Here is a 25621-nt window from a genome sequence, read left to right as displayed (position 1 = left end):
CTCAAACCTGTCTCCCCCTTTTCCTCCAACCCAACAATCAACACACACATCCGTCATGAAAATTCCCGGCAAATTGTCCTCAATCACCCTCTGCATGCGACCGCTCAAAACGGTTTTCCTTCTGTCCAGTCTGGCACTAATTCCGTTCCCGGCGGTTTCGCAGACAGTCATCACCACCGTGGTAGAAGACCACTTCTCCGGCCGCACTAGCGGAACGATTCTCGGCAACACCCTCCCCGACACCGCCGGCGCGAATCAATGGATTTCCGGCAGCGTGTTTACGGATACTGAAAGCATTACGATTCCTTCACAGGGAACCTCTTCCGGAGGGCGCATTATCATTGCGGCACCCACTGAAAAAATACGAGTGCAGGCCGATGTAATTGTGGGTTCCGCCGAGTGGGTGGGCGTTGGTTTCCAGACGGGGGATAATGACTTCTTTGTGCCCACCAACCCCGTCATGGTTTATCTCAGAAGCAACGGCACCTGGTATCTATGCCAAAACGGCCCTACCGAAATAACACACGGCACAATCGCAGATTTTTCCGCCACTGCCTCTTACACTCTGGGTCTGGAATACGATACCATCGCCAGGACGGCCACCGTTTACATCAATGGCGCACCGGTTGCGTCGGTGGTGGCCCTCACCTTGACCAACCCCGCGGTCGGCGCGGCCGCCTTCAGAATTAATGCGCAAGCCTCGACGGAGGTGGGCGCATCGACCGTGGACAACTTTATTGTTCAGTCCATCACCACCGCCATTCCCGAACCCGCCACCGCTGTAGTCGCCATGGGAGGACTGATCGGCTTGTTCATCATTATGCAAAAAATCCGTTCCCGTCAGTTGCGGGAATAGTTTTCCCTCCGCTTCGCATCCACTCGGGTAACCGCCTTGCCTCCACTCCACTTTCCGACTGCCCGCTGACCATTCATTGTTTGCACGGGCATCGAAATCATGATGCCCGTGCCATGCCCCCGCCGCCCCCCCCTGTTCCCCTGGCCAGCATTTGTTCTTCCGGAAAATCAGGCATCAAACAAAATGACAAAGATAACACTCCCCAAACCCTCGAAGCGCTCCGTTTACGTTCCCCCTCATACGACATCCGGTGCCAGCGTCCGCGATGGATTCACCCTGATCGAATTGCTCACGGTCATTGCGATCATCGGCATTCTGGCCGCGATTATCGTGCCCACGGTCGGGGCGGTTCGGAAGACGGCGCGAGCGGCAGCGTGTGTGAGCAACCTGCGACAAATCGGCGTGGCAATGCGCCTCCACGCCGAAGAGTACAAGGGCCTGCTGCCCGCCGCAAAACCCAGTGAGGAGTGGCCGAAAAACATGTGGCAATACTACCTCAACCCCTATCTCGAAAACCGGAAAGGCGGCGACACCGACGCCAACAAACGACTCGTTGCGCTCGGGGTTTTCCTGTGTCCGGGCAAACCCGATTTCGACCTCGCGTCCGCCAATCCGTATTCCTACACGATGAACTCGTTTGGCAGCAACACCGTCGGCCGCGCGCTGTCGGCATTCGACAAACCGAGCATCACCGCGCTCGTGATGGACAGCGGTTCGGGCGACCCTTCGGTGCGCTTCAGCACCACCCTTTACCAGGATTCCCCCGCCCTGTGGCATAAGGGCAAAGACAACGTGCTGTTTGTTGACGGACACGTTGAGGCGGTCGCCAAAAACGGCCTGAATTACTATCTGGTAAAAACGACCGACCCCGAAGTGCAGCCATGAAATACACTTCCATGATGTCATTAAAAAGCATTACAACCTCAAGAAAACTTCCCGTCACCGCTTTGCTTGTCGCCTCGTTCACGACGCTTGCCGTCCTCCCGGCCGCGAACGCGCTGCAACCCTCCGATCTCACGGATTTTTTCCCATCATCCCAGGCCGGCGCCGACCTCCCGCTGCGATTCCACGACGCCCCGTCCGCCACGGTTGTTTCCTGCACGATAAGGGACTACACCGGCGCGACACTCCGCACCGAACAAATCAAGACCGGCGACGACGGGCGCTTTGCCGTCTCCACCCAAAACCTTGCCGCGGGTTTTTATGAGTTGGACGCAACCCTCTCCCCCTCTCCCGCCGCCGCAACAGAGGGGAACGCGTCATCGACCAAACCCCGGAGTCACTCGTTCACCTTTCTGCGCCTGCCGCCGAAACCGGCGGATGCGACGGATAAAAACACGCCGTATTTCTTTTCCGCTGACACAGCGTTTTCGTGGCTCGTGCCGCGGCAGGACAATCGCCCCGCGCGCATCAACACCCTCGCACAAGCACTGCCCGGCGGACTCGCCCGCGAACGCCTTTCGTGGGCCGGGCTGCATCCGGCGCCGGGGCGGTTTGATTGGGAAACCGACCGCGCCTACGAAACCACGCGCCGCGCCTACGAGACGGCGGGCGTGAAAATTCTGGAAATGTTTCACGACGCCCCCGCATGGCTCGGACGCGGACAAAACAAAAAATTCCCGCAAGACCTTGTAGAAAGCGCGCGCTCGTGGTCGGTCATCGGCAAACGCTGGGAACGTTATTGGGGCGCGATTGAAATCTGGAACGAACCCAACCTCTCCTTCGGCGACTTGCAGCCCGGCGACCAATACACGCCGCTTGTCAAGGCCGTCCGTTACGCGCTGCGAACCGCGAATGTGAGCACGCCCATCGGCGGCGGCGTATTCGCGTATCTGACTCCCGACTACCTCTCGCAGTGCGCCCGCAACGGTCTGCTGGACGAAAGTGACTTCATCAGCTTTCACCATTACGGCGACGCCCTTGGCATTGAGAAAAAGATCACGGAAGTGCGTGACTGGCTGCGCGAATACGGCCACGAAAGCAAACCGGTGTGGCTGACGGAAATCGGCCAGCCGTGGAATGGCAGCAATGGTGATGCGGCGGCGCGTTCGCAGCAGCAGGAAAACGCCTGTGTGTTTGCGATGCAGGGTGTGGAAAGCCGCGCCTGCGGCGTCGCAGGCTGGTTCCCGTTCGTGTATCCGGCCTATAATGAACACGGCTATAATAATTTTGGCATGACGGACGAACGGGGTTTGCCGTTGCGTTCCACCGCGGCGGCAGCGGCGGCCTCGCGCCTCCTCGCGCAAACTTCCTATGCGGGCGACCTCGCCCTTCCTGATATTCCCGGAAACAAAAACGTCCGCAAAATCCGGGTTTTTGACAAAACTCCGGCAATTGCGGACGAGGTGCTTGTGATCGTTTATACGGGCGACGTTGCGGAGGGTGCGGCAGTCACGCTGCCCTTTGCCGTGAAGTCTGCCCTGGGCGTGGATGGCCGCGCGCTTCTCCCCGTTTCTTCAGGCCGGGGGCAGGTGGAGGTTCCGGTTCCCGATGGACTTGTTTACGTGATCGCCGGAAAAAGCGCCATCGCGCCGTATCTGGATACACGGACGGAGGCGATGCGTTTGACGAAAATCGCAAACTCTCCCCCCCCTCCCTTGCCGGATGTTTCGCCAATCGTGTTGCAACCCTCGCTTGATCTGGACGCGAGCAAGATCACGGCGGTTGTGCGCGGCTACATATTGCCGCCGGAGGCGGAAGAAGGCGCGGGCCTGGCAATTCCCGTAACTGTGCGCGTCAACAATTTGTCCGGCAAGCCGCACGAAGTCTCCCTTTCACACAACGCGCTCCACGATGGCGCCGCGGGCGAGGCGGTGGTGATCGAGCCGCATTCGTTCAAGGATGCGGTGTTCAACATAGACCCGCTAAAGCTGCCCGCGCGTTCGGATGGCGTGCATTCGTTTGTGGTCAAGGCAACGCATGATGGCGACGGCGGACGTGTCGCGCCGGTCGCGGTGGACTTCATTCCTTCGCTCGGTCTCGAACAGTATCTGGCGCAAAACCCGTATCAATTCACTCTCCCGATTGCGGAAACTCATCGCTGGCAGGCCAACGCCAACGGGCGGATAATCTGGGGTAAAATATCGCCCGAGGCGAAGTGGGGATACAGGGTAAAATTCTCGAAGGGTGACCGCTGGGCGTATCCGAGATTTTCCATTCCGCAGGAGGTGGAGCTTGACCGTGTGACGGGCGTGTTGTTGCGCGCCCGGTGCGAGCAGGCGGCGGAAGTGCGTTTGATGTCGTGGGACCAGGAGGGAGCGCAGAATTTTACGACGTCCAGACTCATCCCCGCTGACGGCAAGTGGCATGTGGCCTGCGTGCCTTTGTCCGCGTGGTTGAAACCCGACGCGGACAATGCGCCGCTTGGTCGCCAGTTGCACAAGCTGTCACTGGGCATGAACGGCAAAACCGACGAAAACGCCATTGAGGTCAGCGACTTTTATCTCATTGGCCAATAGACCGCAGGAACCCGGATCACTCCGATGGAATCATCCCTTCGCCCCCTGTTCGTCCTTTCGGGGCCCTTCGCTTGTCATCCCTCCTGCGATACCAGTTCTCGCCTCCATCGCCTGCACGTCCATGGTTGCACACTTGCATGACCATCGATTCTTCCGGTTACTTTCGTGACGCCGCAGGCGCCCGTTTCATCCCCGTCGGGGCCAACTACTGGCCTGCCTCCTGCGGCGTGGAGATGTGGCAGGCATGGCCGGAGGATGAGATCTTTTCCGATCTCGATCTCATGGCCTCACTCGGTTTCAACACCGTGCGTTTCTTTGTTCGCTGGCCGGACTTTGAACCGCGCCCCGGCGAATACGATGCCACCATGCTCTCGCGCTTGCTGCGCCTCCTGGACGCATGCGGGGAACGCGGCCTGCGCCCCCAGCCCAGCCTGTTCGTCGGCTGGATGAGCGGCGGCATTTTCTGGCCTCCCTGGAAATCGGATACACAGAATCTTTTCTCTGATCCTGTGATGATCGAGCGTGGCGCCGCCTATGCACGCACCATCACCACTCACCTGAAGCCGTTTGCGACACATCTTTGCGGCATCGATCTGGGCAACGAGCTGGATGCGCTCCCGGACTGCTCCGCCGCAACTCCGGCCCAAGTGCATGAATGGTGCCGGCGCATGACAGGAGCCATCCGCGAGGTGTTGCCCGAAGCGTTGATTCTTTCCGGCTGCGATCACCAGCAGGTAATCGCGGATACGGGCTGGCGTTTGGGCGGAAGCAGCCCGTGCTACTCTGCGGGTGGGACACCCGCGCCACGAATGGTTCCCAATCCGGCCCAGCCCGGCATTGATGTGCTCACCATGCACGGCTACCCGGTGCCCAACTGGCATCCGGTGCAAGGCAGCGGGCTGGCCGATCCACTCACCCGGTCATTGCTGCCGTTTTATGTGAAATGCGCCCGGGCCTTTGGTCCGGTCCTGTTACAGGAATTTGGCACCATTCTCACGTCACGCGCTGCGGCTCCCCATACAGATGCGTACCTGCGCGCCATTCTGCCCGCATGCCGTGAGGCCGGAGCCAATGGTTATTTGTGGTGGTGTTTCAAGGACATTCCCGCACCGTTGCATCCCTACATCAAAAACAATTTCGAAAGTGAGCTCGGACTCGTGGACATCGAAGGCCGGGTGAAGAAAGGGCTGGAATACTTTGTCGAATTTGCCCGAGCTGAAACTCAGCGCGCCCTCAAGGTCCTCACCGCATGCGAACAGCTCGACCACTCAGCCGAGGATGCCCCCACGGTGCATCTGTATTGGCCGCGCCATTACTATCATCGCAATAACCACCGAAATCCCGGTAATGAGCCGCGCGAGACCTCACGTCGTCTGATCCTGGCCCACCATCTCCTGCAATCGGCAGAGGAACACGTCGGCATTGTACGTGGCGACCAGCCTCTTCCGTCTCCATCCGAAGTCGAACGTATCATCATTACGGGAGTTTTTACCGGTTTGGATGAAATCAAGGAGCTCCATAGTTGGGTGGAGCAAGGCGGGCAGCTTCTCTGGCACGCCCCTGATCCGGTCAATTGGGCACAAGCCATGAGCCGGCTTGTCGGCGCAGAGATTGCCGATTACCGCGCAGCAACGCCTGCGATCACCGCAACAGATGAAGGCCCATACGAGTTTACATGTTTCCTCCGGGGCATGCGTGTGCGCATCGAGCCTCGTGGCGCCCAAATCCTGATGACAGATAACGAAGGATCTCCCTTGGTGCTTCGCCATAGAGTGGGAGCCGGTTGCGTCACCAGCGTTCTGGCAGATGTGGAAGCCTCCTTTTTGTCCCAATGGCCGGACAGGCAGACGCAGGAAGCGTCATGGAGTGCCTGGTACGCCGCCCTGCTCACCAAAGATCAATCCGAAGGGGTCGCGCGTTAACTTTTGATATTTTTCCCACGCGCCTGCGAACAGGTTGCTGCCATCGGGGATCTGATGGCAAACAAGTTAACGCTGTCTCACTTTCAGGACCGGCGGGGATGCCGAAATCGATGGCAACACGAGATTAAAGGAACTAAAAGGGACAGGTAAATCAAAGTTCTATCCTGTTTCCCCTGTCGCTAAAAAAGAAGAATCTCCACATCGTTTTTGCCATGAGCACGGTTCTCGAAATTGAACAGCCTTGGGGGGGGCGCAGTAGAGGACAGGTTAAATCTCTTTGCTGGACTTGCACCTCCTCGCGCTCACGTTGCAGGAAAACAACACGCTGGAGCTTCGTTTGCAGAATGTTTCGACGATGCCCATGGAGCCCATCTGCCTTTGCGGCCAACTGGTCACGCTGCCGGTCGAGGCGTCGCTTGTGCCCGGTGAAATCAGGACAGGGCGCCTTGCTTCCGGCTCTCATCTTCCCGTGATACAGATTCCGGTAACTGCGTCGTGAGCGTCTTCCGTTATGGTGATCGCCTGCCTGGCTGCCGTCGCACGGTCGGTCCGTCCATCCACGTCCCCTCCATGTGGGTCAGGGTCGGGGTCTTCGGCAGCGAGGTTTCGTTGCGGTAAATCTGCCCTGCCAGCAAATCCATCGCCACTGCTCCGATGCGTTCGTTGTCCTGCCAGATGCCGGCGAGCTGGCCCAGTTGCGCTCTCATGATGTCGAGGCTGGCAAACCCCAACCGTTCCGGAATCCTCACTTGCAACTCCTGCAACATGGGATGAACCCACGTCCCGATGACCGCATCCGGTTTTTCACGCTTCAACCAGCTCCGGACAGGTTCGGACTCCTCGTAACTCCCCGTGAAAAAAATCTCCAGGCGGTCGCCGCCATGCACCTGCTGTGCCGCCAGATAACCGGCGCGCCACAGATGATGGATGCGGGAATCGTCGGACAGGTGACTTACGAAGCCGATTCTTTTATAACCAAACTGCCGCAAGTGCGCATAACACGTCTGCATCCCCGTGGTCTGGTGATGCGTGATCCGGTGAACCGGCACCTGCCGGAATCCGGCGCCGATGGCCACCACCGCAAGATGATCCCAGTCGAGGCGAAACGGATGATAGTCCGCGAGCACGGGCCCGATGATCGCACCCCGAATCCCGCGCGCCCGCAACACCCGTCCGACCCGGGCGGAATCCACGCCTCCCGTTCCCAGCCAGAACGGTTCCAGTTGAAACCCCAGCTCCTCGGCCCGTGTGTGAGCTCCCCTGTAGTGCTCGCTCAATGACGGATGTGTCCGCCACCGGTCCTCGCGGGTGTAGCTGGTGAGAAACCCGATCACTTCTCCGCTTGACTCCAGTTTTCCGCGTCGGCGAACCCGGTTCATCAGCGCGCTCACCAGGGGATTCATCCGGTAGCCGGCCTCTTCGGCGGCCTTGAGTATCCGGTTTTTGGTGGCGAGCGCGATTTCCGGATCATTGCGCAGCGCCCGCGCCACCGTGTTGTGACTCACGCCCAGCGCGGCAGCCAGCTCGCGAGTGGTCGGCGGCATCGCCGGCTTTTGAATGGCGGAGGAGGAGGTGATTTTCATCGGGGGAATTTTGGTTTCGTTACGTGTAACGATCCACCGGCATTGCTGCAATCCTGCACTTATCCTTGAAGGGAAAGACACCCAGTTACTCCGGCTCCCCGGAGACCGCACCCAACCCGTAGAACCCATCCAAACATGAAATCCTCCATCCTGAACCGCCATGTCATCAGCACCCTGCTGGCATCGGTGTTTGCTTCGTCTGCCATCGCCCAGACCTCCGTAAACCTGCTCGGGCTCGATGAAGTCCGCTCGACAGGGACTTACACCTATTATGCCCGAGGCAACAGCCGGGTCACTACGGATGCCAACTATCAGACGGTGACACCGTTCACCATCGCCTTTAATCCGGGAGCACCGCATTTCAGCGGTACCGGGACGCCTTCGGACAACGCTCGTGAAAACGGCAATTCGGGTCCTGTCGACGCGGTGAGGGAGGTTACCGATCCGCTCTTCCAGTCCGCCAGTGCATTCAGCATCGGCAGCGGTGACTTGACCGACAGGTACAATTATACCGGCAAGGATACGGGCGGAAATTACGTGGGGTATTTCGTCGGAGTCACCGAAACTACGGCTACCAGCGGCAACGCCGCTTCCGGCTCGTTCGACATCGTTTTCGATCTGGGTGCGAGCTACACCATCACCGGGGTCGAAGTCGTCTACACGGACGGAACATCCCACCGGATCGACAAGATGGCCGGCGCACAACAGGTTTACTTCGCAAACTCCCTTGGCAATGGCTCTTCGCTTCAGACCTCCGATCTGGATGCCGCTTCCTGGGCCACCACCGCCAATACCGATGCGACAGGGTTGCTGCAGTTCAGCGGAGATTCGATCGTGGCCCAGTACGTCGATCTGCGTCTTTCCGTCAACGTATCCACACTGGCAAACGCCAACGAAGCTTCCCAGGGCCCCATGATCTACGAAGTGCGCATCTACGGTTCCAGTCTCATTCCGGAACCCTCCACCTGGGCAATCATCGGCGGAGCCTTGGCCCTCGCCGTCATCATCCTCCGCCGCCTGCGTTTTCGTGCCCGCTGAATCACATGGAATTCACCGGACGTTTTTACCAACGGTGGCGCACTCATGATCGAATCCCGCAAACAGCAATTCCTGGCCGCACTCATCGGCAACCGGGATCAGACGTTCGATCCCGTTTCCGGTCTGCTCGACCCGGAGTCATGCGGGGTGCGTGAGTCGCTCTTTTACGCGCTGCTCTTGCTCGAACAGGGCGAACATTCGCGGCTCGGGAGGGCGGAGGCGATCATCCGCCGTCTGCTCGAAGACAACAAGCCTGCCTGCCAGGATGTGTGGGCGGATTTCGCGCTGTTCTGGATATGGTCGCGCCAGCGGCGACGTCTGGGCAGGAGTTTGCTCCGGAAAATCCCGGCCGAGCTCCAGAAGATCACCGCGACTCTTCGCCTGCGGGAAACCGGCGGCCCCCTGAACCGGCGGCTTGATCCGGAAAAGCTCCTCCGCCAACTCCTCTTTCTGGCCTGCGCCGAGACCATGGATCCGGCGGAGAAAAATGGACAGGCGACACTGCCCGAATTCGTTGCGGCCACGGAATTCCAACCCGGGGATGTCCCAAGCCTGATCGTTGTTTCCTGCATGTTCGATCTGGTCAGGAATTCCGGAGCCAGGCAGCGGGCGCGCAGGCTGGCCCGCCATTGCTGGTCCCGGCTGGTCGATCAGATCGAAGCACGAGGTCAGCACGCCCACGCTCCTGACAGGTCATCGCCTGATGGATTTTCGGATACGATCGCCCTTCTTCTGGAAAAAGGAAGTTGCGGGCGCATGCAAACGGCCCGGCTCCCCGGCAATGGCGCATCTGTCCCTGGCGAATACCTGTTCGCGCTCGTCGGCGATATCGAAGCGCCGCCGGCAATCGTCGGCCGCCTGGCAAGGATCGCGGAAACGGCCCATCTCCACCCCGGCAATACCCTCACGGACTTTCTGCTTCACAGCCAGCCCCTGCCGGGGCCGCTTGCCTCCTGGTAGCCCCTTCCCGTCCGTCCCTCAAGGTCCGACCTGCCCTACGCACACTCACCCATATACGCCATGACAAAACTCACTATCACCGCCTCGCTTCTGCTCTCCCTCTGCGCTGCCTGTCTTTCGCCGGCCGCAGAGTATGTTTTCGATGCCCAAACCGAAAACTGGTTTTCTCCCGCAAACGGTGTTCCCGAATGGAAAAAAGCCGGCAACAACGAGCTCTTTTTCGTCCAGTCCGCAGAGACAAACCAGATTCGCATCTCCAACAAGAACGCCAACTGGAAAGTTCCCGTCTCCACCTTTGCCGGAGCCACCTGGAGCGCGCCGCAAGGCGAAGTCATTGTCGGCGTCAGCCTTACCTTTGATGGCGTTTACGGCGTGAACGGCGCGCCCCAACTCGCTCTCTTCGGCGGAACGAACACCCCCTCGCTCCAACTGTTCGCGACGGAGCTCCAAAAAGATGTTCGTAACAAGGCGCAAACCGGCAGCGTGACTTGCGATGCCTCCGAAAACATCCGCGTCATCGAACTTCGCAACTGGCATTGCGCCACCCCCGCCATCGCGCAGCCAAGCTGGTTCTCGCGCGTGACCAGGGTCGTCATTACCACCGAATCTGTTTCCGGATAACACCTGTCGCCCATTCCATTTCCCTCTCCGATGAATTTACACATCCCCGGCTGCATTGCCTCATGCCTGCCCTCCGCGCTGGCAATGGCATTCCTCCCCGTCATCGCCGCCGCCTCTTCCCCGGCGAACGACGGCAAGGAATTCCTCGTCAATCGCTTCGTCTTTGCCCACGGCGCGCCCTACAAGCTGCCGGGATGGGAAAAACAGGAAAAGTGGTATGAGTTTCGCGTGGACACGCGTATCGAAAAACCAGCGACGAATGCCGCCCTTGATTTTCGTGAGGACGTGGTGGCGGTCACAGTGCCCGATCCCGGCCAGACATGGAAGGCCGGTTACATCATCGGTCCGCGCAAGATTTACGAAGGTGACCGCATTGAAATCACGGTGGAGGACTCCGGGCTCGCCGCCGGCGACCTGAGCTTCGAACTGGTTTTCCGCGAAGGCGTGCCGCACGGCTGGAAGAAAAACCACATCGTCACCGTTCCCGCCGCGGAGCTGCGCATGCCGACGGGCGTCCCCGGTTCGGCCGACGGACAACGTTACCGTGCCGTTGCCTATTCCATCGGCGAAGCCCAGCGCGGATTTTATCTCAACGAATTGCGCATCCTGTTTTCCCCGTCCTCCGCCGCCGGGAATACGCTCAGGCTCCACGGCCTGTCGATCTGGCGGCAGCCCGTTGACAATCGCCTCGACGCCGACGCGATTCTCGAAAATCCGCCCGTGAACGAAGCCTGCGTCGCCCTGCACAACGGGGTGATGAACGTCCTGCTCAACGGCGAGCCGATCAATTTCATGGCCTATGAGTCGATGCTGCCGCAGCAGTTTGGAAACTATGATGCGCAGCTCAACCAGGGCGGTTTCGGCATCACGCGATTCGGCATCGTCCTCGGCGAGGACGTTTACCTGCGCTTTCATCCACCCACCTGGGTTGGACCCCGACAATACGATTTTACCTGGCTTGACCAGAAACTCGGCGAGTTGCTCGCCCTCAAGCCTGACAACAAGGTTGTCCTTGCCGTCATCTTTGACGGGGCCGACTGGTGGACCAACCTCCATCCCGACTCCGCCGGCGTCCACGCCCACACCGCCCACGCCACGGGAAAATACGGGGCTGTCGCCGAAGGCGACCGCAACTCCGCCGCCGGCTACTCCTACCCCGGCATCCCCGACTATCTCTCCGAAGAGTGGAAGCGCGATGCCCGTGAAGCCGTCCGCCAGATGGTCGCGCACATCCAGAGCAGCGCCTGGGGTCAGGCGGTCATCGGTTATGAACTTTTCGGAGGGCTCACCATGGACTGCAATTTCGAGGTCAATGACAGCACGCCGAAGGCCCTCGAACGTTTCCGCGCCATGCTGCGCGAAAACTACCGCACCGACGCCGCCCTGCGCCAGGCCTGGGGACGCTCCGACGTGACCTTCGTCACAGCGGTTCCCGAGCACCTCGTCACCGGACGCAATCCGTTGCCCACGCTCAAGACTCCGCTTGTTCCCGATCTCGCCGGACGCCAGGCCTACCTCGACAGCAAGCGCTTTCGGGAAATCGTCTTTCAGGAAATCATCCTCAACTTTGGCCGCTGGATCAAGGAGGCCACTCATGGCCGCGCCCTCGTCGGCGCCCGCACCGGCAACTTCATGGGGCATCTCTGGTCCTGGGGAGAAAAACAGGAAATGCGCGAGAATCGCAACAACCCCATCGACCTGCTCAGCAAGAGCCCCGACTTCGACTTTTTCGACGTGCAGGAGCCCTACGTCGGCCGCCACAACCTCGGTTTTCAGGGCACCGGTTTTCCTGTATCCGCCATCCAGGGACTCGCCGCCGACGGCAAGCTCCTCGTCATCCAGGACGACGTGCCCCACGAAGTTTCCCCGAGGACGCTTCGCAACGACGAACGTTACCTGACCGGCATCAAGCGACGCGTTTTCATCAACTGCCTCGTCAGCGGCTCCATCCCTTACCAGTGGGAAATGGGTCACTACCAGTTTGCCCATCGTTACCTTCTGAAGGAATTTCGCCAGCAACAGGCGGTGATGGACCGGGCAGTCCGGCTGCCCCGTCACTCCGAGGCCGAGGTGGCCTTCGTGTTTGATCGCGGTTGGCAAAAGTACCTCGGCCTCGACGACCTCCAGGACCGGCCCACCCGTATGATCGCTTTCATGGATCTGGCCAAGTGGACCTGGAACCGCGCCGGCGTTCCCGTTGACACGATTTTTATCGACCAGCTTCCCGCTGCGCGCCCCTACAAGCTCTACGTATTTTTCAACACCTTCGGCATCACGCCGGAACAGGCGGATATCATCCGTGAGACCGTGCAGCGGGATAACCGCGTGGCGCTCTTCACCTGGGCCGATGGCTACTCGACTGCGCGCGGCCATGACGCCGCCTGGATGTCACAAGTCACCGGCATGAAAATCACCGCTTCCGACGCCAGCCGCGCCTGGAGGATGTCCCCCGCTCCCGCGCTTGCCGGGAAGGTCACCGTATCGGACGATTTTCCCCTCGGCGTGCTCACCCGCACCGCTCCCGGAGAAACCACGGCGGCCGACTGGACTTACACCCCCTCTTTCACGGTTACGGATCCGCTGGCAACTCCCCTCGCCACGTATTCAAACAGCAAGGACGTCGGCGCCGCCATCAGGAAACAGGGTGACTGGACCTCCCTCTATACCGCCTCTCCCATCCTGTCGCCGGCGCTTCTGCGCTACGCGGCAAAAGAGGCCGGAGTCCATTCCTGGACCACCACCGAGGATGCGCTCTATGTGAACCGTTCCTTCGTCGGTCTGCATGCCAAAGACACCGGCCGCATTGCGCTCACTCTCCCGACGCCATCGCCTCTGTTCGAGGTTTTCGATCAGACGGAGCACCCGGCCGCGGCCACGCACACCATTGAGGTGGAAGCCGGACGCAGTTACCTGTTTTTCCGCGGCACAAAAGCCGGTTGGGAAAATGTGCGCACACGATAAACAACCCACTCAGTCCTCCCCAAAATGAACATTCGTCAACAACCGGAATACCAGTTGCAACTACGCTGTCCCGGTCACGGTTTCACCCTGATCGAGTTACTGACCGTCATCGCCATCATCGGCATCCTCGCGTCGCTCGTTCTGGTCAGTGTCGGCCAGGTGCGCCGCAAGGCTCGCGCCATCAAATGCACCTCCAACCTTCGCCAGATCGGCATCGCCGCCGCGGCATATTCGGCGGAAAACAAAGGCCGCATTGTTCCCTGCTTTTATCCTGGAGATGGCGATGCCGACGATCTCCGACACTGGACTGGCATTCTCGCTCCTTACATGGGTTGGAAAGGTGACAACTCGCCCGGTCAAAAGTGGGAGTCCTTTAACGTGATGCCTGTCTATCAGTGTCCTGAAAACGAGGGCATGTTTGGCTACAGCCACAACTACAGCGAACTCTCATGGATTCAGGCGAATCAGAGCATCAACCAATGGGTTACCTACGAACAAGTGGAGATCCCCAGCAAAACCGTGTTCATGGCTGATAGCTACGATCCCGGCAACCCGACCTCATGGAAGGGCATTCTGCGCAAACCATCCGACAGCAACAAACGCAGCACCGTCCATTTTCGCCACTCCGACGCAGCCAATGTGCTATGGGTTGATGGCCATGTCTCCTCCATGAAACAGTCCTCCGACCTGATGCGCACCGACAATTATTATTTCAAGAAGCAGAAATAGAGCAGGATCGTCGAAAAACAGGCAAAGGCCGGCTGGGGCGATTCCGTGTGGTCGAGCGGCTGGCACGTGACCTGCGGGCGGCGTTCCCGCAAATGTCGGGATTCTCCAACCAGAATGTATGGCGTATGAAACAGTTCTACCTCGCCTGCACGTCGAAAGAATTTCTCTCATACGCTGTGAGAGAATTAGTGGCATCCGTGCCTTGGAGTGCGATCCGACGGGGTCGTGCCTTTACTTTTGATAATCCTCCCCCCGTCAACGCGTCTGCAAACAGGCTGCCGCCATCAGGAACCCGATGGCGAACAAGTTAACACGGTCTCATTTTCAGGACCGGCGTGAATGCCGAAACCGGTGGCGGCACAAGATTACGGAGAATCCCCGGGATGAAGAATCGGGACAGGTTTGTTGCGAAGACGGCGATAAATGGTGAAATGCGCAGTATCTGTGGTGAGCACCTTGGCGTGCGGAAACATCTCCGAAAGCCGGACAACGGCAGCGTCGCAAAAATTCATTTGAGGATATTTGGCCGAGAGTGCCCGGATATGGGCAATGTGCTCGGGGAAAAGCGGCACGATCCTGAGAGCCCCTGCTTCAACCATGCCGTAAAGCTGATCGACAGCCTCCTGCGAATTGCCGAGTTGCCAGACGGCTTCGGCGATAACGGCTTCACAGGTGATTAACGGGGGTTCCAGCAGTTGCATGACCGCCACGCTCCACGAATGCCACTGGTCGCGGCGATTGATCCAGCCGACGAGCGGGCCGGTGTCAGCGATATAGCCAGGCATGGCGGTGCGTGGGGGGGGCCGGATCAGTTGCCGAAACCTTCGCGGGACGAGAGATCCTGCGGGCCGGAATAAACCCCTTTGGCGGAAGCGGCCAATTCGCCAAAAGTTTGCGCGGGTCTTGCGGTCAAGAGGAAGGTTTCACCCGTCTTGCTATCACGGATTTCGATGGTTTGCCCCTTGCGGGCGGCTGCCTTGATTTTTGGAAATTCGCGGACCAGTGATCGGGTTGTGACCTTCATGTCTGACATGATGTCAGACATGAAAGCCTGGTCAAGGGCGTGAAAGGAATGGGGCACCGAAGACGCGCTTTGCTTGCCTGTTCCTGTTACGATAATCCATGCTCTCCGTCATGGAACCCGACTACGATACGGAGAAAGTGGACGAGGCCGTGCTGGCGTTGTTGTGGCTGACGAGGTTTTCCGAGGGCAAGGATTTTGACGGGAACCCCTGTTACCGCGCCTGGAAGGGGCATGACTGGGGGGCGATGGAGCGGCTTCATGCCGCCGGCTATATTGGCGATCCCGTGGGCAAGGCGAAGTCAATGGTGCTTACCGATGAAGGCGCGAAACGATCGGAGGCGTTGTTCGGAAAGCTGTTCGGCAAACAGGGCTGACACTGCGCGGGAATCCCCGGATTTTCAGGATATGCACAGGGCGATGATTCTCATTCTGGCGATCGCCGCAATGTCGACATGCGTGCTGGCGACGGGCGGTTGCCGTTCGTTCCAGGCTTCCGGCACCGGCAACAGCGGCGGTGGATATTCGGGTGCGGCTTCGATTTCGGTGCCGTTCGGAAAAGGCGGCGATCGTAAGTGACAGGCGCTTACCGGGGACTCTGCAGCGCGCGGGTGGCTGGCGGCGGGACGGGAAACGCCGGGGCTTGGCGCGAGGCGAGAAAACTGTCGGCCGTGTAGAGGACCAGGCCGGCCCAGATGCAGGCGAAGGCCCACAATCGGACGGGCTCCAGCGTCTCGTGCCAGTCCGAAGGCGATCCACGGGATGTGCCCGAGCCGCCGCCGCAGGATCGCCACACCGATGTCGGCGAGGACAATGGCGCTCCATTGCAGGCGGCGCAGACGCTCGCGCAGGAAGGCGCAGCCGAGCGCCACGTTGCACAACGGGGTCAGGAAATAGCCGAGGCTGCACTCGACGACGGAGGCCGAGCGATGGGATCGCTTCTTTACTTTTGATATTCCCCCGACGCGGCTGTGGGCAGTTCGTCTCTATCGGGAATCAGACAGGGGCAGGTTAACGCTGTCTCACATCAGGACCGGAAACGTCGCGGAGAAACCGGGATTGCCCCTGCGGATAGATTCGGCAAATGGTGCGGCGATCTTTCTCGCGCATGCCCAAACTCATTTCCAGGCGATCCACCAAGGCAAAACCGCAGCCGGCTCCCGCTGCTCTTCTTTCCCCTGTTCCGACCTCGCGGTCCTTGCTCAAGGATGTGCGCGAACTCATCCAGCTGGCGCGCACGCAAACCGCCCGTGTCGTCAACGCCGGCCTCGTCCTGCTCTACTGGCAGATCGGGCAGCGTATTCACAAAGACGTGCTCCGGGAGAAGCGGGCCGACTACGGGAAGAAGATTTTCTACGCACTGAGTAGAAAATTGGTCGCGGAGTTCGGAAGCGGATTTACCGAACGCAACCTCGCAAACATGACACGCTTTGCCGAGGTGTTTCCCGATCCAGACATTTTGCACGCACTGAGTGCAAAATTGGGTTGGACGCATTTTCGGCAGATCATCTACCTCGACGATCCGCTCCAGCGCGATTTTTACGCGGAGATGTGCCGTATCGAAAACTGGAGCACGCGCACGCTTCAAAAGAAAATCCAGTCGATGCTTTTCGAGCGGACCGCCATTTCGCGCAAGCCGGCCACACTCGCGGCGAAGGAACTCAAGGCCCTCCGCAAGGAGGACCAGCTTACTCCCGACCTCGTGCTGCGCGATCCCTACGTCCTCGATTTTCTGGGCTTGAAAGACACCTGGTCCGAAAAAGACATGGAGGCCGCGATTCTTCGGGAAATGGAGTCCTTCATTCTGGAACTCGGCTCCGGGTTTGCATTCATCGCCCGGCAGAAACGGATGCAGGTGGACGACCGCGATTATTACCTCGATCTCCTCTTTTATCATAGAGGACTGCGCCGGCTTGTCGCCATCGATCTCAAAATCGGCCAGTTCGAGACCGCCGACAAAGCGCAGATGGAAATCTACCTCAACTGGCTTCGCCGCCACGAACAACAGCCGGGTGAAGACACTCCCATCGGCATCATCCTGTGCGCCGGCAAACGCAGCCAGCACATCGAGCTTCTCGAACTGGAAAAGAGTGGAATCCACGTCGCCAGTTACCTGACCAGACTGCTGCCCAAGCGCGCTCTCGAACGGCGTTTCCTCAAGGCCATCCGCCATGCCCGCGCCCGCCTGGGGGAGGGAGGAAAGGGCATGTGACGCGAGGGGTGCCGACAGGCGAATTGCCGGATGCCCGCTTCGCGGACGGCAGCGGTGGGCAAGTCTTCAGGTTGCTGACGTTCCAGCAGTGCGTGCAGGGTGATTCAGGCGCCACTCACTCGGAAAACTTCAACCGGGCGTTGGTGCAGCTGGCAATGCGTAGTGAGCAGATGCAATTAACCGGCTGAACGGTCGAAACAGCGGACTCCGGGGCATTCACGCTTCGCTTGTGCTCCTGCATCCTGATGATCCATCCTCTCTCTCATGGAACCCGACTACGATACGGAGAAAGTGGACGAGGCCGTGCTGGCGTTGTTGTGGCTGACGAGGTTTTCCGGGGGCAAGGATTTTGACGGGAACCCCTGTTACCGCGCCTGGAAGGGGCATGACTGGGGGGCGATGGAGCGGCTTCATGCCGCCGGCTATATTGGCGATCCCGTGGGCAAGGCGAAGTCGGTGGTGCTTACCGATGAAGGCGCGAAACGATCGGAGGCGTTGTTCGGAAAGCTGTTCGGCAAGCAGGGCTGACATGCTCCCCTTCCTGCGTTCAGAGGGCTGAACTGCCCGCTCGATTCGCTCCGGCCAAACATTGTTTCCCGGAAAACGGTGCGTTCGAATGCGGGCATCATGTTTCCCCGCTGTCGCCTTTTCTTCGCGTTTCCTGCACTCTGCACCGCTACAGTCACCATCGGCGCCCCGACGCCGGTCGCCTTGGCCCCGTTCTATCCTGAATCCGCCATTATCAGCGTACACGCGGCTGAAAACAAGGCGCTTCCGCTTCAGGGCGTCCGGCCATCGGCCTCTGTCTCGTACCAGATAAATGACTACTCGGGAACCGTTGTCGCTCGTGGCCGGATCACCGCCGGTCCGGACGGGCGCCTCGCGGTTCCTGCCGCATTGCCATCCGGCTATTACGAGCTCCTTCTCGTCGCTCCTGCGGATGCCTCCGGCGTTGCGGCCACTCTCCCCTTCCTCCGCCTTCCGCCCGTCACCAGTTTTGCCGGCGCCGATCCGTTCTTTTCTTTCGACACCGCCCTCTCCTGGCTTCTCCCGCCGGAGGTCCGCGCCGAGCGCATTGCACAACTCCCGCAGGTCATCGGCACCGCCGGTCTTGCCCGCGAACGCCTTTCGTGGAACGCCATTCACCCTGCGCCGGATCACCGCGATTGGGAAACTGTCCGCCAATACGAAACCACCCGGCGCGACTATGCGGCGAACGGCATAAAAATCCTGGAAATGTTTCACGACTCCCCCGCCTGGCTGGGCAAGGCACAAGGCGGCAAGTTTCCGCTCGATCTTTCCGGCTCCGCCCGTTCCTTCACCGATATCGCTCTCCGCTGGCAGAGCTATTGGGGAGCCCTCGAAGTCTGGAATGAGCCCAACATCGGCTTCGGCGGCAATCAACCTGCCGACCAGTACCTCCCCATCGTCAAAACCATCCGGCACACGCTTCGCTCCGCCGGCGTGGACACTCCGATCGGCGGCGGCGTCTTTGCCTATCTGAACCCCGACTACCTTTCACTCGCCGCCCGTAACGGCCTGCTCGACGAATCGGACTTCATCAGTTTCCACTATTACAGCGATCCCCGGCGCCTCGAAAAACACATCGGCGACATGCGCGCCTGGCTTCGTGCCAATGACCGCGAATCAAAACCGATCTGGATCACGGAAATCGGCCGACGCTGGCGCGGTGATCCGAAAACAATTCCCACGCTGGCCCAGCAGCGTGAAGTCGCCCGCTACGTCGCCATGCAGGCCATCGAAGCCAGAGCCTGTGGCATCTCGGCCTGGTTTCCTTTTGTCTATCCTCCCTACAACGAGCGCGAACTCAGCAATTTCGGCTTTACCGACAGCCATGGACTTCCGCTTCGCCCGCTTGCCGCCATCGCCCAGGTCACACGCGCCCTCTCGGGCTCCACGTACGCCGGCGATCTCGCTCTTCCCTCCGGCACATCATCTCCCGATCCGGCCGGACGCATCCGGATATTTGATACGCAGGATCCGGAAAAGAAGCTCGTGGTCATCTGCACGGACGAGGATCCTGCCGACACCACGATGGTTCTCCCTTTCCTTGTCGAGTCGGCATGCGGCGTCGACGGACGTGCGCTCGCCACGACATCCACCGCATCCTCCACGATTGTGCCGGTGCCCGATGGCGTGGCTTATGTTGTGGCCAGCCGCGCGGCCGTCACTCCCTTCATCCAGACCGCGACCGAAGCCATGCGCCTGAGTCGCATCGCCCGTCAGGAGCCGCCCCCTCTCCCCCCGGCTTCACCTGTCATCTTGCAACCGTTGATCGATCTGAAAGCGACGGGCATCACAGCCGTCACACGCGGCTATCATCTCCCTGCCGGCGACGATGTGCGCATCCCGCTGAAACTGCGTATCAACAATCTCTCCGGCCAGCCGCGCACCGTCTCCGTCACTTACACCACTCAGGATGCCGCCTCTTCCGCGCCGCAATCCGCCGAAGTCGCTCCGGGCGCGTTCGCCGAGCTCCGTTTCGACATCCCGGCCAGTGCGCTTCCGCGCAACGACGACGGAACCTTTTCCCTCACATTCTCCGCCAGTGCACCCGATCTGCGCATTGCGCCGGCTTCGCTCGTTTTTATTCCCTCGCTCGGGCTCGAGGAATACCTCGCCGAATATCCCTGGCAGTTCGCGCTGCCGGTCAACGAGCCTCAGCGCTGGCGCTCCAATGCCAACGGAAAACTCACTTTCGCGCATGACTCGCCGGGCGCCATCTGGGGATTTCGCGTCACCTTCGGGAAAGGAGATCGCTGGGCGTATCCGCGTTTTACGCTCCCGCAGGAAGTCGCGCTCGATCGCCTCACGGGAGTCCTGCTGCGCGCGCGTTGCGCCAGGCCCGCCACCGTTCGCCTCATGTCGTGGGACGCCGACAACAACATGAGCGTCACCTCCTCCGCCGTGGTCCCGGACAACGGCCAATGGCATGTCGTTTACGTACCGCTCTCCTCCTGGCTCAAGCCTGCGGCCGACGGCGACGCGCCTCTCGGACGCCAGATCAGCGACCTGTCGCTTGGCCTCAACAGCCTCGCCGACGACAACGCCATCGAGGTATCCGATTTTTACCTCCTCGGACGATGAGCGCGCGCACGCCATCCGGCGCAGTCTCCACCCGGCGCGCACAGCTTCTCGCGCGCCTGCTCCGGTACGGGGAGGATCACTACGATCACGATCCGTCGTCCGGAGGTCTTTTGCTGCTCCCCATCACGCCTTACCGCAACAAACACGTCGAACATCTGCCCAAGGACGCGCTCCGCCATCCCGTTCGCGAATCGCTTTACTACGCGCTGATTCTCCTCGCCAGTGGCGATCCCCCGAACATCGAACGCGCCGGGAAAATCCTGCTCAGGATCATCGCCGCGCAGGAGCAATCCGATCCCGCCTCTCCGCGTCACGGGCAGTGGGCTTACTTTACCGAGGAGCCTGTCTCCGCGCTGCGTACCATCGACATCAACTGGGCCGACTTTATCGGCATGGGCCTGTGCGTGGCACAGGCCCGTTTCGGACACGTGCTGTCGCGTTCCGTGGCCGACGCCGTGAGACAGGCGATCGCCCGGGCGGCGAGGGCCATTCGCCGGCGCAACGTCGATCTCAACTACACCAACATCGCAATCAAGGGCACATTCGTGACCCTGGCCGCGGCCGAGCTGACCGGTGACACCGGCCTGCTGGCCTATGCGTGCGACCGGCTCTCGCGGTTGCGCGCCCTGATCGAGGGGCAGCAGGTATTGACCGAATACAACAGCCCCGCCTATGCGGGCGTGAACCTCGTCGGGCTGCATGCGATGGAGTCCATCGTGCGTCATCCGGCGGCGCGCGACGACGCGGCCGCCCTGTTGCGACGCCTGTGGCTCGAAGTCGCCGACCGGTTCCATTCGCCGACAGGCGAACTTGCGGGACCGCACGCCCGCGCCTACAGCGCGAGCCTGAGCCGGCTGCCCGGCTGGCTGGGTCCGCTGATCGGGCACGTGACGTCGGAAAAATTTCACTACGAAACCGACGACGCCAATCTGTTCGACTCCATCTGGCCGCTGGTGCTGGAGATAAACGCGCCGCAGGAAGCGGTGGATGCGTTGCTGACGGAGACCGTTGCGCCGCGTCAGGTCACCGCCGCGACCACGCCTTGGCCGGGTGAGGCGGCGCGGGTGCTGACGACATGGGCGGAGCCGGCGTTTTGCCTCGGGACGGTCGCGTTTCAGGATGGCTGGGAACAGCACCACAACCTGATCGCCTACTGGCGGGCAGCGGCGGGAGCAACGGCGTATTTGCGCCACCGTTACCTGCGTGACGGACGGCCGTGTTGCAGCGGCTATTTTTCCGCCATGCAACGGCGGGGCGAAGTGGCGGCGGGGGCGTTCCTGGGAGCGTTTGCCGACGATCACGTGATGACTCCGGTCGAGGGTGTCGTGACGAGCTTTCTCGGTGCGGTTCTGGACGTGGATGCCGCCGGCGAGACCGTGCGGGCCTTTCTGGATGGTGAACCGTTGCGGCGGGAGGAAGGAAGCGTTCCCCTCGCTGTCGGCAGCGTGCTGCGGGTGGAGCTGGCGGCGGTTGTATTCGAGATCGAACTGACCCATCACGAAACCGCCCCCGATCCGGCGCCGCCGGCCCGGGTGGAAAGCCTGTCCGGCGACCGGTTGCGGGTCGTGCTGCCGCATTACGAAGGCGGGCGGCGGTTCGTGCGCTGGCTGGATTTCATGCGGGCTGCCTCGGCTTACCGGTTGCGCATGGCGGCAGCCGGAAAACCGTTGTCACGCGACCTGTTGCCGGACGCGATGTTTCCTCCCCGGGTGTTGCCGCGCATGGAGCTGGAGGCGTGGGCGACCCACTGGCTGGCGCATCGGCAGGCAGGGTAGGGGGCTCTATTCCGCAGATCCATGCAAGGCGGAGGGTGGCGCGCTCCTTCGTTGGCGGGATGCGCTCATCCCGGTGAAATCAGTCGGCCGGGGCACGGTAAACATTGTCACGAAGGGTGACGGCATGGTTGAGCCCGGAGTCGAAAATCCTGGCAGGAAAAACCTGTGCATCTGAACGGATTTCGGGATTCACGATGACGTTGTCCGCAATGAGCAGGTTGCGGTTGGGGACGGGGGCCTGCGGCGCGAACAGGATGTTGCCGAGGCTGTCGATGGTGTTGTTGCGGATCGTGATGTTGTTGGCTTTCCAGGCTTCCAGCGAGTGAGTGCCGAGGATGATAAAGTTGCCGGGATTATGGCGGTTGAGAAAGTGGTTGCCCGCGACGAGCGCGTTGGCGGAGCGGAGGATGAGGCGGTAACCGTAAACGAGTTCGTTATCCGTCACGACCGCGCCGGGGCCGGTGACGTCGAGGTTGAGGAGGCGGTCGGGACGGCCTTTGTCGCCAGCGGCGGCGAGGGATTTGCGGCTGCGGATGGCGCCGGGAATCGGGTCTTCCATCTCGACTTCCATCATGAGCACACCGTTTGTTTTCCGGACGGTAGTTTTCCGGATGATACTCGCGTATTTGCGCTGCCAGCTTGCGGTCTCAACGACAATGAGACGCTGGCCGGGCAGGAAGTGGGAGTGTCCGTTGACGCGGGCGATGAAGGTGCGGCCGGCGTAGTCGTCGATCGTCATCGCGTTGGCATGCGTGTTGATGAAATCGTCGCCGTTGAGGGTCATGAGGGTGTCGTGAATATACGGGCTGAGGTAATTGCTCTGGCCGAAAACGCCGTCGGCGTTGGTGGAACAGATGCGCGTGGTGCCGGGTTTGGGGATGATCTTGCAGGCGTCGAGTTCGACGAGCCCGCTCCGCTTGACGAGCACGCCGGCGGAGAAGGACGAATGGATGCTGACGTTGGCGAGGGCGCAGTTTTGGACGGCGTCGAACTTGATGAGCGGGCGCTCGTTGCTCACGCGGCCGTAGAGGACGAAGAGGGCGTTGCCGGGCAGTTCGTCGGCGCGGGCGGCGCTGCTGGCGTGCACGCCGCTGGAGCCGATGGTGAAGCGATATGTCGCGGGCCTTTCGTCGCCGGGGAGCTTTTGGATGTCTGAAAGCGTGAAGTAGCTGGGCGCGGAGGGAGCGGGAAGCGGAACGATGCCTTCCGCGGTCTTGACGAAATTCCGCGTCACCATGCCGAAGCGGGCATTGCGGATATGGGGATCGAGCGGCGAGGGATAACCGTCATCGACGGTCACATCACAGGTTTTGTTGTCGATGACGTTGACGACTTTTCCTTGAGTGAAGGGGAGTTTTTCATAATCGAGGGCGAGGTCGCGGAGGGTGACGTTTCGGGAGTTCTGGATGTCGATGCCGGTTTCCCACGCGGTGCCGATCAGGAGGAGCGTCTTGTCGGGACCGTCGCCGGAAATGACGAGGTTGGCCGCCCGGCTGATAAACAGATGCGGCGAACCGTTGATCGAGCCAAGATCGGCGGGGGTGACACCGGGAGCGCGTTCGCAGCCGTCGAAATACGGACTCGGGACATTGCGGATGGCGTGGTCGAGATCGGCGAGCCGGTAAACTCCGGCGGAAAGATGGACACGGGAATTCGGATACGCGACGGCATCGGCGATGGCCTTGCGGACGGCCGGGGCATCGTTGGCAACGCCGTCGCCGGCCGCGCCATAGTCGCGGACGTCGAAGGTCTTTTGCGGATGGGCCTGGAGGGTGGCGATGTGCTCGCGCCGGAGGGCGATGGCCTCGCGGACGCTGCGGAGCAGGTTTTGTTCTTCGCGGGAGATCTCGGCCGCGTCGGTTTCGGCGATCGTGCTGGCGGAGGCGAGACGGTCGTCGAGCGAGCGGGTGAGAATTTCCTGTTGATACGTGATCCACCTGGCGAAGGCGGGGGCGCTGTCCGTGAAGCCGGCGGCATCGTTGCCGAGCGAGGCGATTTGTGCCCGAAGGCTTCCCGCGTCTGCCGTCGCCTGCGCCGGAAAGGCGGGACCGGCGAGGAGAATGGAGCAAATGGCGAGGATCGGGAGCAAAGGGAGCGGCGGGCGTGTTATCATTTCAGGAGGAGGGTTGCGGGTGTGGGCAGAAATGGAAACCGCGCACGATTCCTCCCGGGGTCAACCGCCATGCCGGGGAAGGTTCCGGACGGGTTCAGCCCACTGGACAGCCGGCAAGCGGCGGCCCGGGGCCTCGGCGAAAAGCGCGGCCTCGGCCGCCTACTGCCGCACGCAGGGTGATCGACAAACTCAATCGCAATGACCGCGGCATCCCCGTCGTGCGCCAGACCGTGCTCATCCCCGGCAGGTGGATGGAGGAGGCCACGTTGCGGGGCCGTCCAGCGGGCTGAACCGGCCGGGCGGTCATGTGGTTTTGCTACCTTGTTTTCCGGGACGGGGTCAGTCCAGCATGGGGATCATGCACCCCGAGCCTCTCGTCACCTCTCCGATGACCGCATCCTGCATTGTCCGCCGTCCGGCGTCCGCAACGTCTGGCGGCTTCACGCTCATCGAACTGCTTACCGTCATCGCCATCATCGGCATCCTCTCGGCGATCATCATCCCGACCGTCGGCAAGGTGCGGGAGACCGCGCGTCTGGCGCAATGCAAGTCCAACCTGCGGACGTTGCAGCAGGGAGTCATTCTTTATGCCAACGACAACAAGGGAAACTACCCCTACGGGGACAGTGCGATTCCCGGGATGGCAGTCAGTTCCAACATTCATTGGCAGCGGAAGATTTCGCCCTACGTGAGTGGACCCTCACCCGTGGACTGGTACACCAGTCTGCCGATTCCCGGTGTTTATCTGTGTCCGTCGGATACGAGGCCATATCCCAACAAGGTGAGCCCTCCCGACTCACGAGGTGGAATGAGTTACGGCGTCAATCACAAGCTGGCTCCCGGCATGAATGCCAATGCCATCACGAACATCAACACGTTGATCAATAATCCCGTTTCCCTTTTTGACGCCATTGCTCCGACTGGAAGTGGCAATAACCATCTGATTAATATCCCGGACAGCACGGAGAAAGATGCCTTCGAAAGGCGTCACAACGGAAAATACAACTACGCCAGAATGGATGGTTCCCTGCAAACATTTCAGGGGGAAATCCCATCCGACTCGAGCCGGCCTGACCTGTGGCTGGTCAACAAGTAGCCGGATATTCCCTGCGATTTCCCAGGATAGTTGCTACCCGTGATCACCGACTTTCCTTGAAGTGTCCCGGGAGCGCCGGAGGTTGGGCGCGGATCGGTTGCCCAACGCGTCCAGCGGGCTGAACCGGACTGGCCGGCGAGATCGTATACCGGTTGCCGGATACGGCCG

Annotated in this window: 26 protein-coding genes; 21 read left to right on the top strand and 5 right to left on the bottom strand. The window is 60.7% G+C overall.

Annotation, left to right across the window (positions count from 1 at the left end; genetic code table 11):
• Positions 1–55: 55 nt before the first annotated feature.
• The 5 genes from OPIT5_10240 to OPIT5_10220 all read left to right on the top strand — a co-directional run bounded on the left by OPIT5_10240 (position 56) and on the right by OPIT5_10220 (position 6735).
• Entirely contained in the window at positions 56–856 is an 801-nt protein-coding gene (locus tag OPIT5_10240; GenBank protein ID AHF94277.1) for a hypothetical protein, read from the top strand.
• A 183-nt stretch (positions 857–1039) separates the two neighbouring features.
• On the top strand, positions 1040–1741 hold the full coding sequence (locus OPIT5_10235; protein AHF90521.1) for a hypothetical protein: 702 nt from the start codon (positions 1040–1042) through the stop codon (positions 1739–1741).
• Between the two features lie 62 nt (positions 1742–1803).
• Positions 1804–4314: a glycosyhydrolase gene (locus OPIT5_10230; protein ID AHF90520.1), complete on the top strand. Its 2511-nt coding sequence runs from the start codon at positions 1804–1806 to the stop codon at positions 4312–4314.
• 137 nt (positions 4315–4451) lie between these two features.
• Positions 4452–6236: an endo-beta-mannanase gene (locus tag OPIT5_10225; GenBank protein AHF90519.1), complete on the top strand. Its 1785-nt coding sequence runs from the start codon at positions 4452–4454 to the stop codon at positions 6234–6236.
• 277 nt (positions 6237–6513) lie between these two features.
• Positions 6514–6735 (top strand): hypothetical protein, encoded by a 222-nt coding sequence (locus OPIT5_10220; GenBank protein ID AHF94276.1) that lies wholly within the window; start codon positions 6514–6516, stop codon positions 6733–6735.
• Positions 6736–6745: 10 nt separating this feature from the next.
• Here the strand turns inward: OPIT5_10220 and OPIT5_10215 are convergent, their stop codons facing one another.
• Complete coding sequence (locus OPIT5_10215) at positions 6746–7819, bottom strand: LacI family transcriptional regulator (GenBank protein AHF90518.1); 1074 nt, start codon at positions 7817–7819, stop codon at positions 6746–6748.
• A 135-nt stretch (positions 7820–7954) separates the two neighbouring features.
• On the opposite strand from OPIT5_10215, the gene OPIT5_10210 reads away from it, so the two are divergent.
• From OPIT5_10210 to OPIT5_10190, 5 genes are read left to right on the top strand one after another with little or no spacing between them, the layout of a single operon-like run.
• Positions 7955–8857: a hypothetical protein gene (locus OPIT5_10210; GenBank protein AHF94275.1), complete on the top strand. Its 903-nt coding sequence runs from the start codon at positions 7955–7957 to the stop codon at positions 8855–8857.
• A 45-nt stretch (positions 8858–8902) separates the two neighbouring features.
• Entirely contained in the window at positions 8903–9817 is a 915-nt protein-coding gene (locus OPIT5_10205) for a hypothetical protein (GenBank protein AHF94274.1), read from the top strand.
• 60 nt (positions 9818–9877) lie between these two features.
• Positions 9878–10438 carry a hypothetical protein gene (locus OPIT5_10200; GenBank protein ID AHF94273.1) on the top strand — a complete coding sequence of 187 codons (561 nt, stop codon included), beginning with the start codon at positions 9878–9880 and terminating at the stop codon, positions 10436–10438.
• 30 nt (positions 10439–10468) lie between these two features.
• Positions 10469–13399: a hypothetical protein gene (locus OPIT5_10195; GenBank protein AHF94272.1), complete on the top strand. Its 2931-nt coding sequence runs from the start codon at positions 10469–10471 to the stop codon at positions 13397–13399.
• A 24-nt stretch (positions 13400–13423) separates the two neighbouring features.
• Positions 13424–14128 (top strand): N-terminal cleavage protein, encoded by a 705-nt coding sequence (locus OPIT5_10190; GenBank protein ID AHF90517.1) that lies wholly within the window; start codon positions 13424–13426, stop codon positions 14126–14128.
• 365 nt (positions 14129–14493) lie between these two features.
• Here OPIT5_10190 and OPIT5_10185 read toward each other — a convergent pair whose 3' ends face one another.
• Together OPIT5_10185 and OPIT5_10180 are read right to left on the bottom strand one after the other, a co-directional pair.
• Complete coding sequence (locus tag OPIT5_10185; GenBank protein ID AHF90516.1) at positions 14494–14913, bottom strand: DNA-binding protein; 420 nt, start codon at positions 14911–14913, stop codon at positions 14494–14496.
• Positions 14914–14936: 23 nt separating this feature from the next.
• On the bottom strand, positions 14937–15173 hold the full coding sequence (locus OPIT5_10180; protein ID AHF90515.1) for a hypothetical protein: 237 nt from the start codon (positions 15171–15173) through the stop codon (positions 14937–14939).
• Positions 15174–15262: 89 nt separating this feature from the next.
• On the opposite strand from OPIT5_10180, the gene OPIT5_10175 reads away from it, so the two are divergent.
• Both OPIT5_10175 and OPIT5_10170 read left to right on the top strand, forming a co-directional pair.
• Positions 15263–15526: a hypothetical protein gene (locus OPIT5_10175; GenBank protein AHF90514.1), complete on the top strand. Its 264-nt coding sequence runs from the start codon at positions 15263–15265 to the stop codon at positions 15524–15526.
• A 43-nt stretch (positions 15527–15569) separates the two neighbouring features.
• Positions 15570–15728 (top strand): hypothetical protein, encoded by a 159-nt coding sequence (locus OPIT5_10170; GenBank protein ID AHF94271.1) that lies wholly within the window; start codon positions 15570–15572, stop codon positions 15726–15728.
• Positions 15729–15735: 7 nt separating this feature from the next.
• Here OPIT5_10170 and OPIT5_10165 read toward each other — a convergent pair whose 3' ends face one another.
• Entirely contained in the window at positions 15736–15864 is a 129-nt protein-coding gene (locus OPIT5_10165; protein ID AHF94270.1) for a hypothetical protein, read from the bottom strand.
• Between OPIT5_10165 and OPIT5_10160 the strand changes: the two genes are divergently transcribed.
• From OPIT5_10160 to OPIT5_10135, 6 genes are all read left to right on the top strand, one after another.
• A complete protein-coding gene (locus OPIT5_10160) occupies positions 15845–16102 on the top strand; it encodes a hypothetical protein (protein ID AHF94269.1) in 258 nt (85 codons plus the stop codon). The two genes, OPIT5_10165 and OPIT5_10160, sit on opposite strands and share 20 nt — an antisense overlap.
• Positions 16103–16257: 155 nt before the next feature.
• Positions 16258–17361 (top strand): hypothetical protein, encoded by a 1104-nt coding sequence (locus OPIT5_10155; protein ID AHF90513.1) that lies wholly within the window; start codon positions 16258–16260, stop codon positions 17359–17361.
• The gene (locus OPIT5_10150) at positions 17358–17549 is read left to right on the top strand and encodes a hypothetical protein (GenBank protein ID AHF94268.1); all 192 of its coding nucleotides are present in this window, start codon (positions 17358–17360) and stop codon (positions 17547–17549) included. The genes OPIT5_10155 and OPIT5_10150 overlap by 4 nt, the downstream gene beginning before the upstream one ends.
• 76 nt (positions 17550–17625) lie before the next feature.
• Entirely contained in the window at positions 17626–17889 is a 264-nt protein-coding gene (locus OPIT5_10145; protein ID AHF90512.1) for a hypothetical protein, read from the top strand.
• A 99-nt stretch (positions 17890–17988) separates the two neighbouring features.
• Entirely contained in the window at positions 17989–20469 is a 2481-nt protein-coding gene (locus OPIT5_10140; GenBank protein AHF90511.1) for a glycosyhydrolase, read from the top strand.
• Positions 20466–22244, top strand: coding sequence for a hypothetical protein (locus tag OPIT5_10135; GenBank protein AHF90510.1), 1779 nt, complete (start codon positions 20466–20468; stop codon positions 22242–22244). Before OPIT5_10140 ends, OPIT5_10135 begins: the two co-directional genes overlap by 4 nt.
• A gap of 79 nt (positions 22245–22323) precedes the next feature.
• Here the strand turns inward: OPIT5_10135 and OPIT5_10130 are convergent, their stop codons facing one another.
• A complete protein-coding gene (locus OPIT5_10130) occupies positions 22324–24357 on the bottom strand; it encodes a hypothetical protein (GenBank protein AHF90509.1) in 2034 nt (677 codons plus the stop codon).
• Between the two features lie 69 nt (positions 24358–24426).
• On the opposite strand from OPIT5_10130, the gene OPIT5_10125 reads away from it, so the two are divergent.
• The 3 genes from OPIT5_10125 (at position 24427) to OPIT5_10115 (ending at position 25453) form a co-directional block, all read left to right on the top strand.
• Positions 24427–24537, top strand: coding sequence for a hypothetical protein (locus OPIT5_10125; GenBank protein ID AHF94267.1), 111 nt, complete (start codon positions 24427–24429; stop codon positions 24535–24537).
• A complete protein-coding gene (locus OPIT5_10120) occupies positions 24534–24647 on the top strand; it encodes a hypothetical protein (GenBank protein AHF94266.1) in 114 nt (37 codons plus the stop codon). Before OPIT5_10125 ends, OPIT5_10120 begins: the two co-directional genes overlap by 4 nt.
• Before the next feature lie 68 nt (positions 24648–24715).
• On the top strand, positions 24716–25453 hold the full coding sequence (locus OPIT5_10115; protein ID AHF90508.1) for an N-terminal cleavage protein: 738 nt from the start codon (positions 24716–24718) through the stop codon (positions 25451–25453).
• Positions 25454–25621: the final 168 nt, after the last annotated feature.

The organism is Opitutaceae bacterium TAV5, from assembly GCA_000242935.3.
GTDB lineage: Bacteria > Verrucomicrobiota > Verrucomicrobiia > Opitutales > Opitutaceae > Geminisphaera.
The sequence above is the reverse complement of the archived record's forward strand: the minus strand, read 5'-3'. Positions and strand labels throughout refer to the sequence as shown.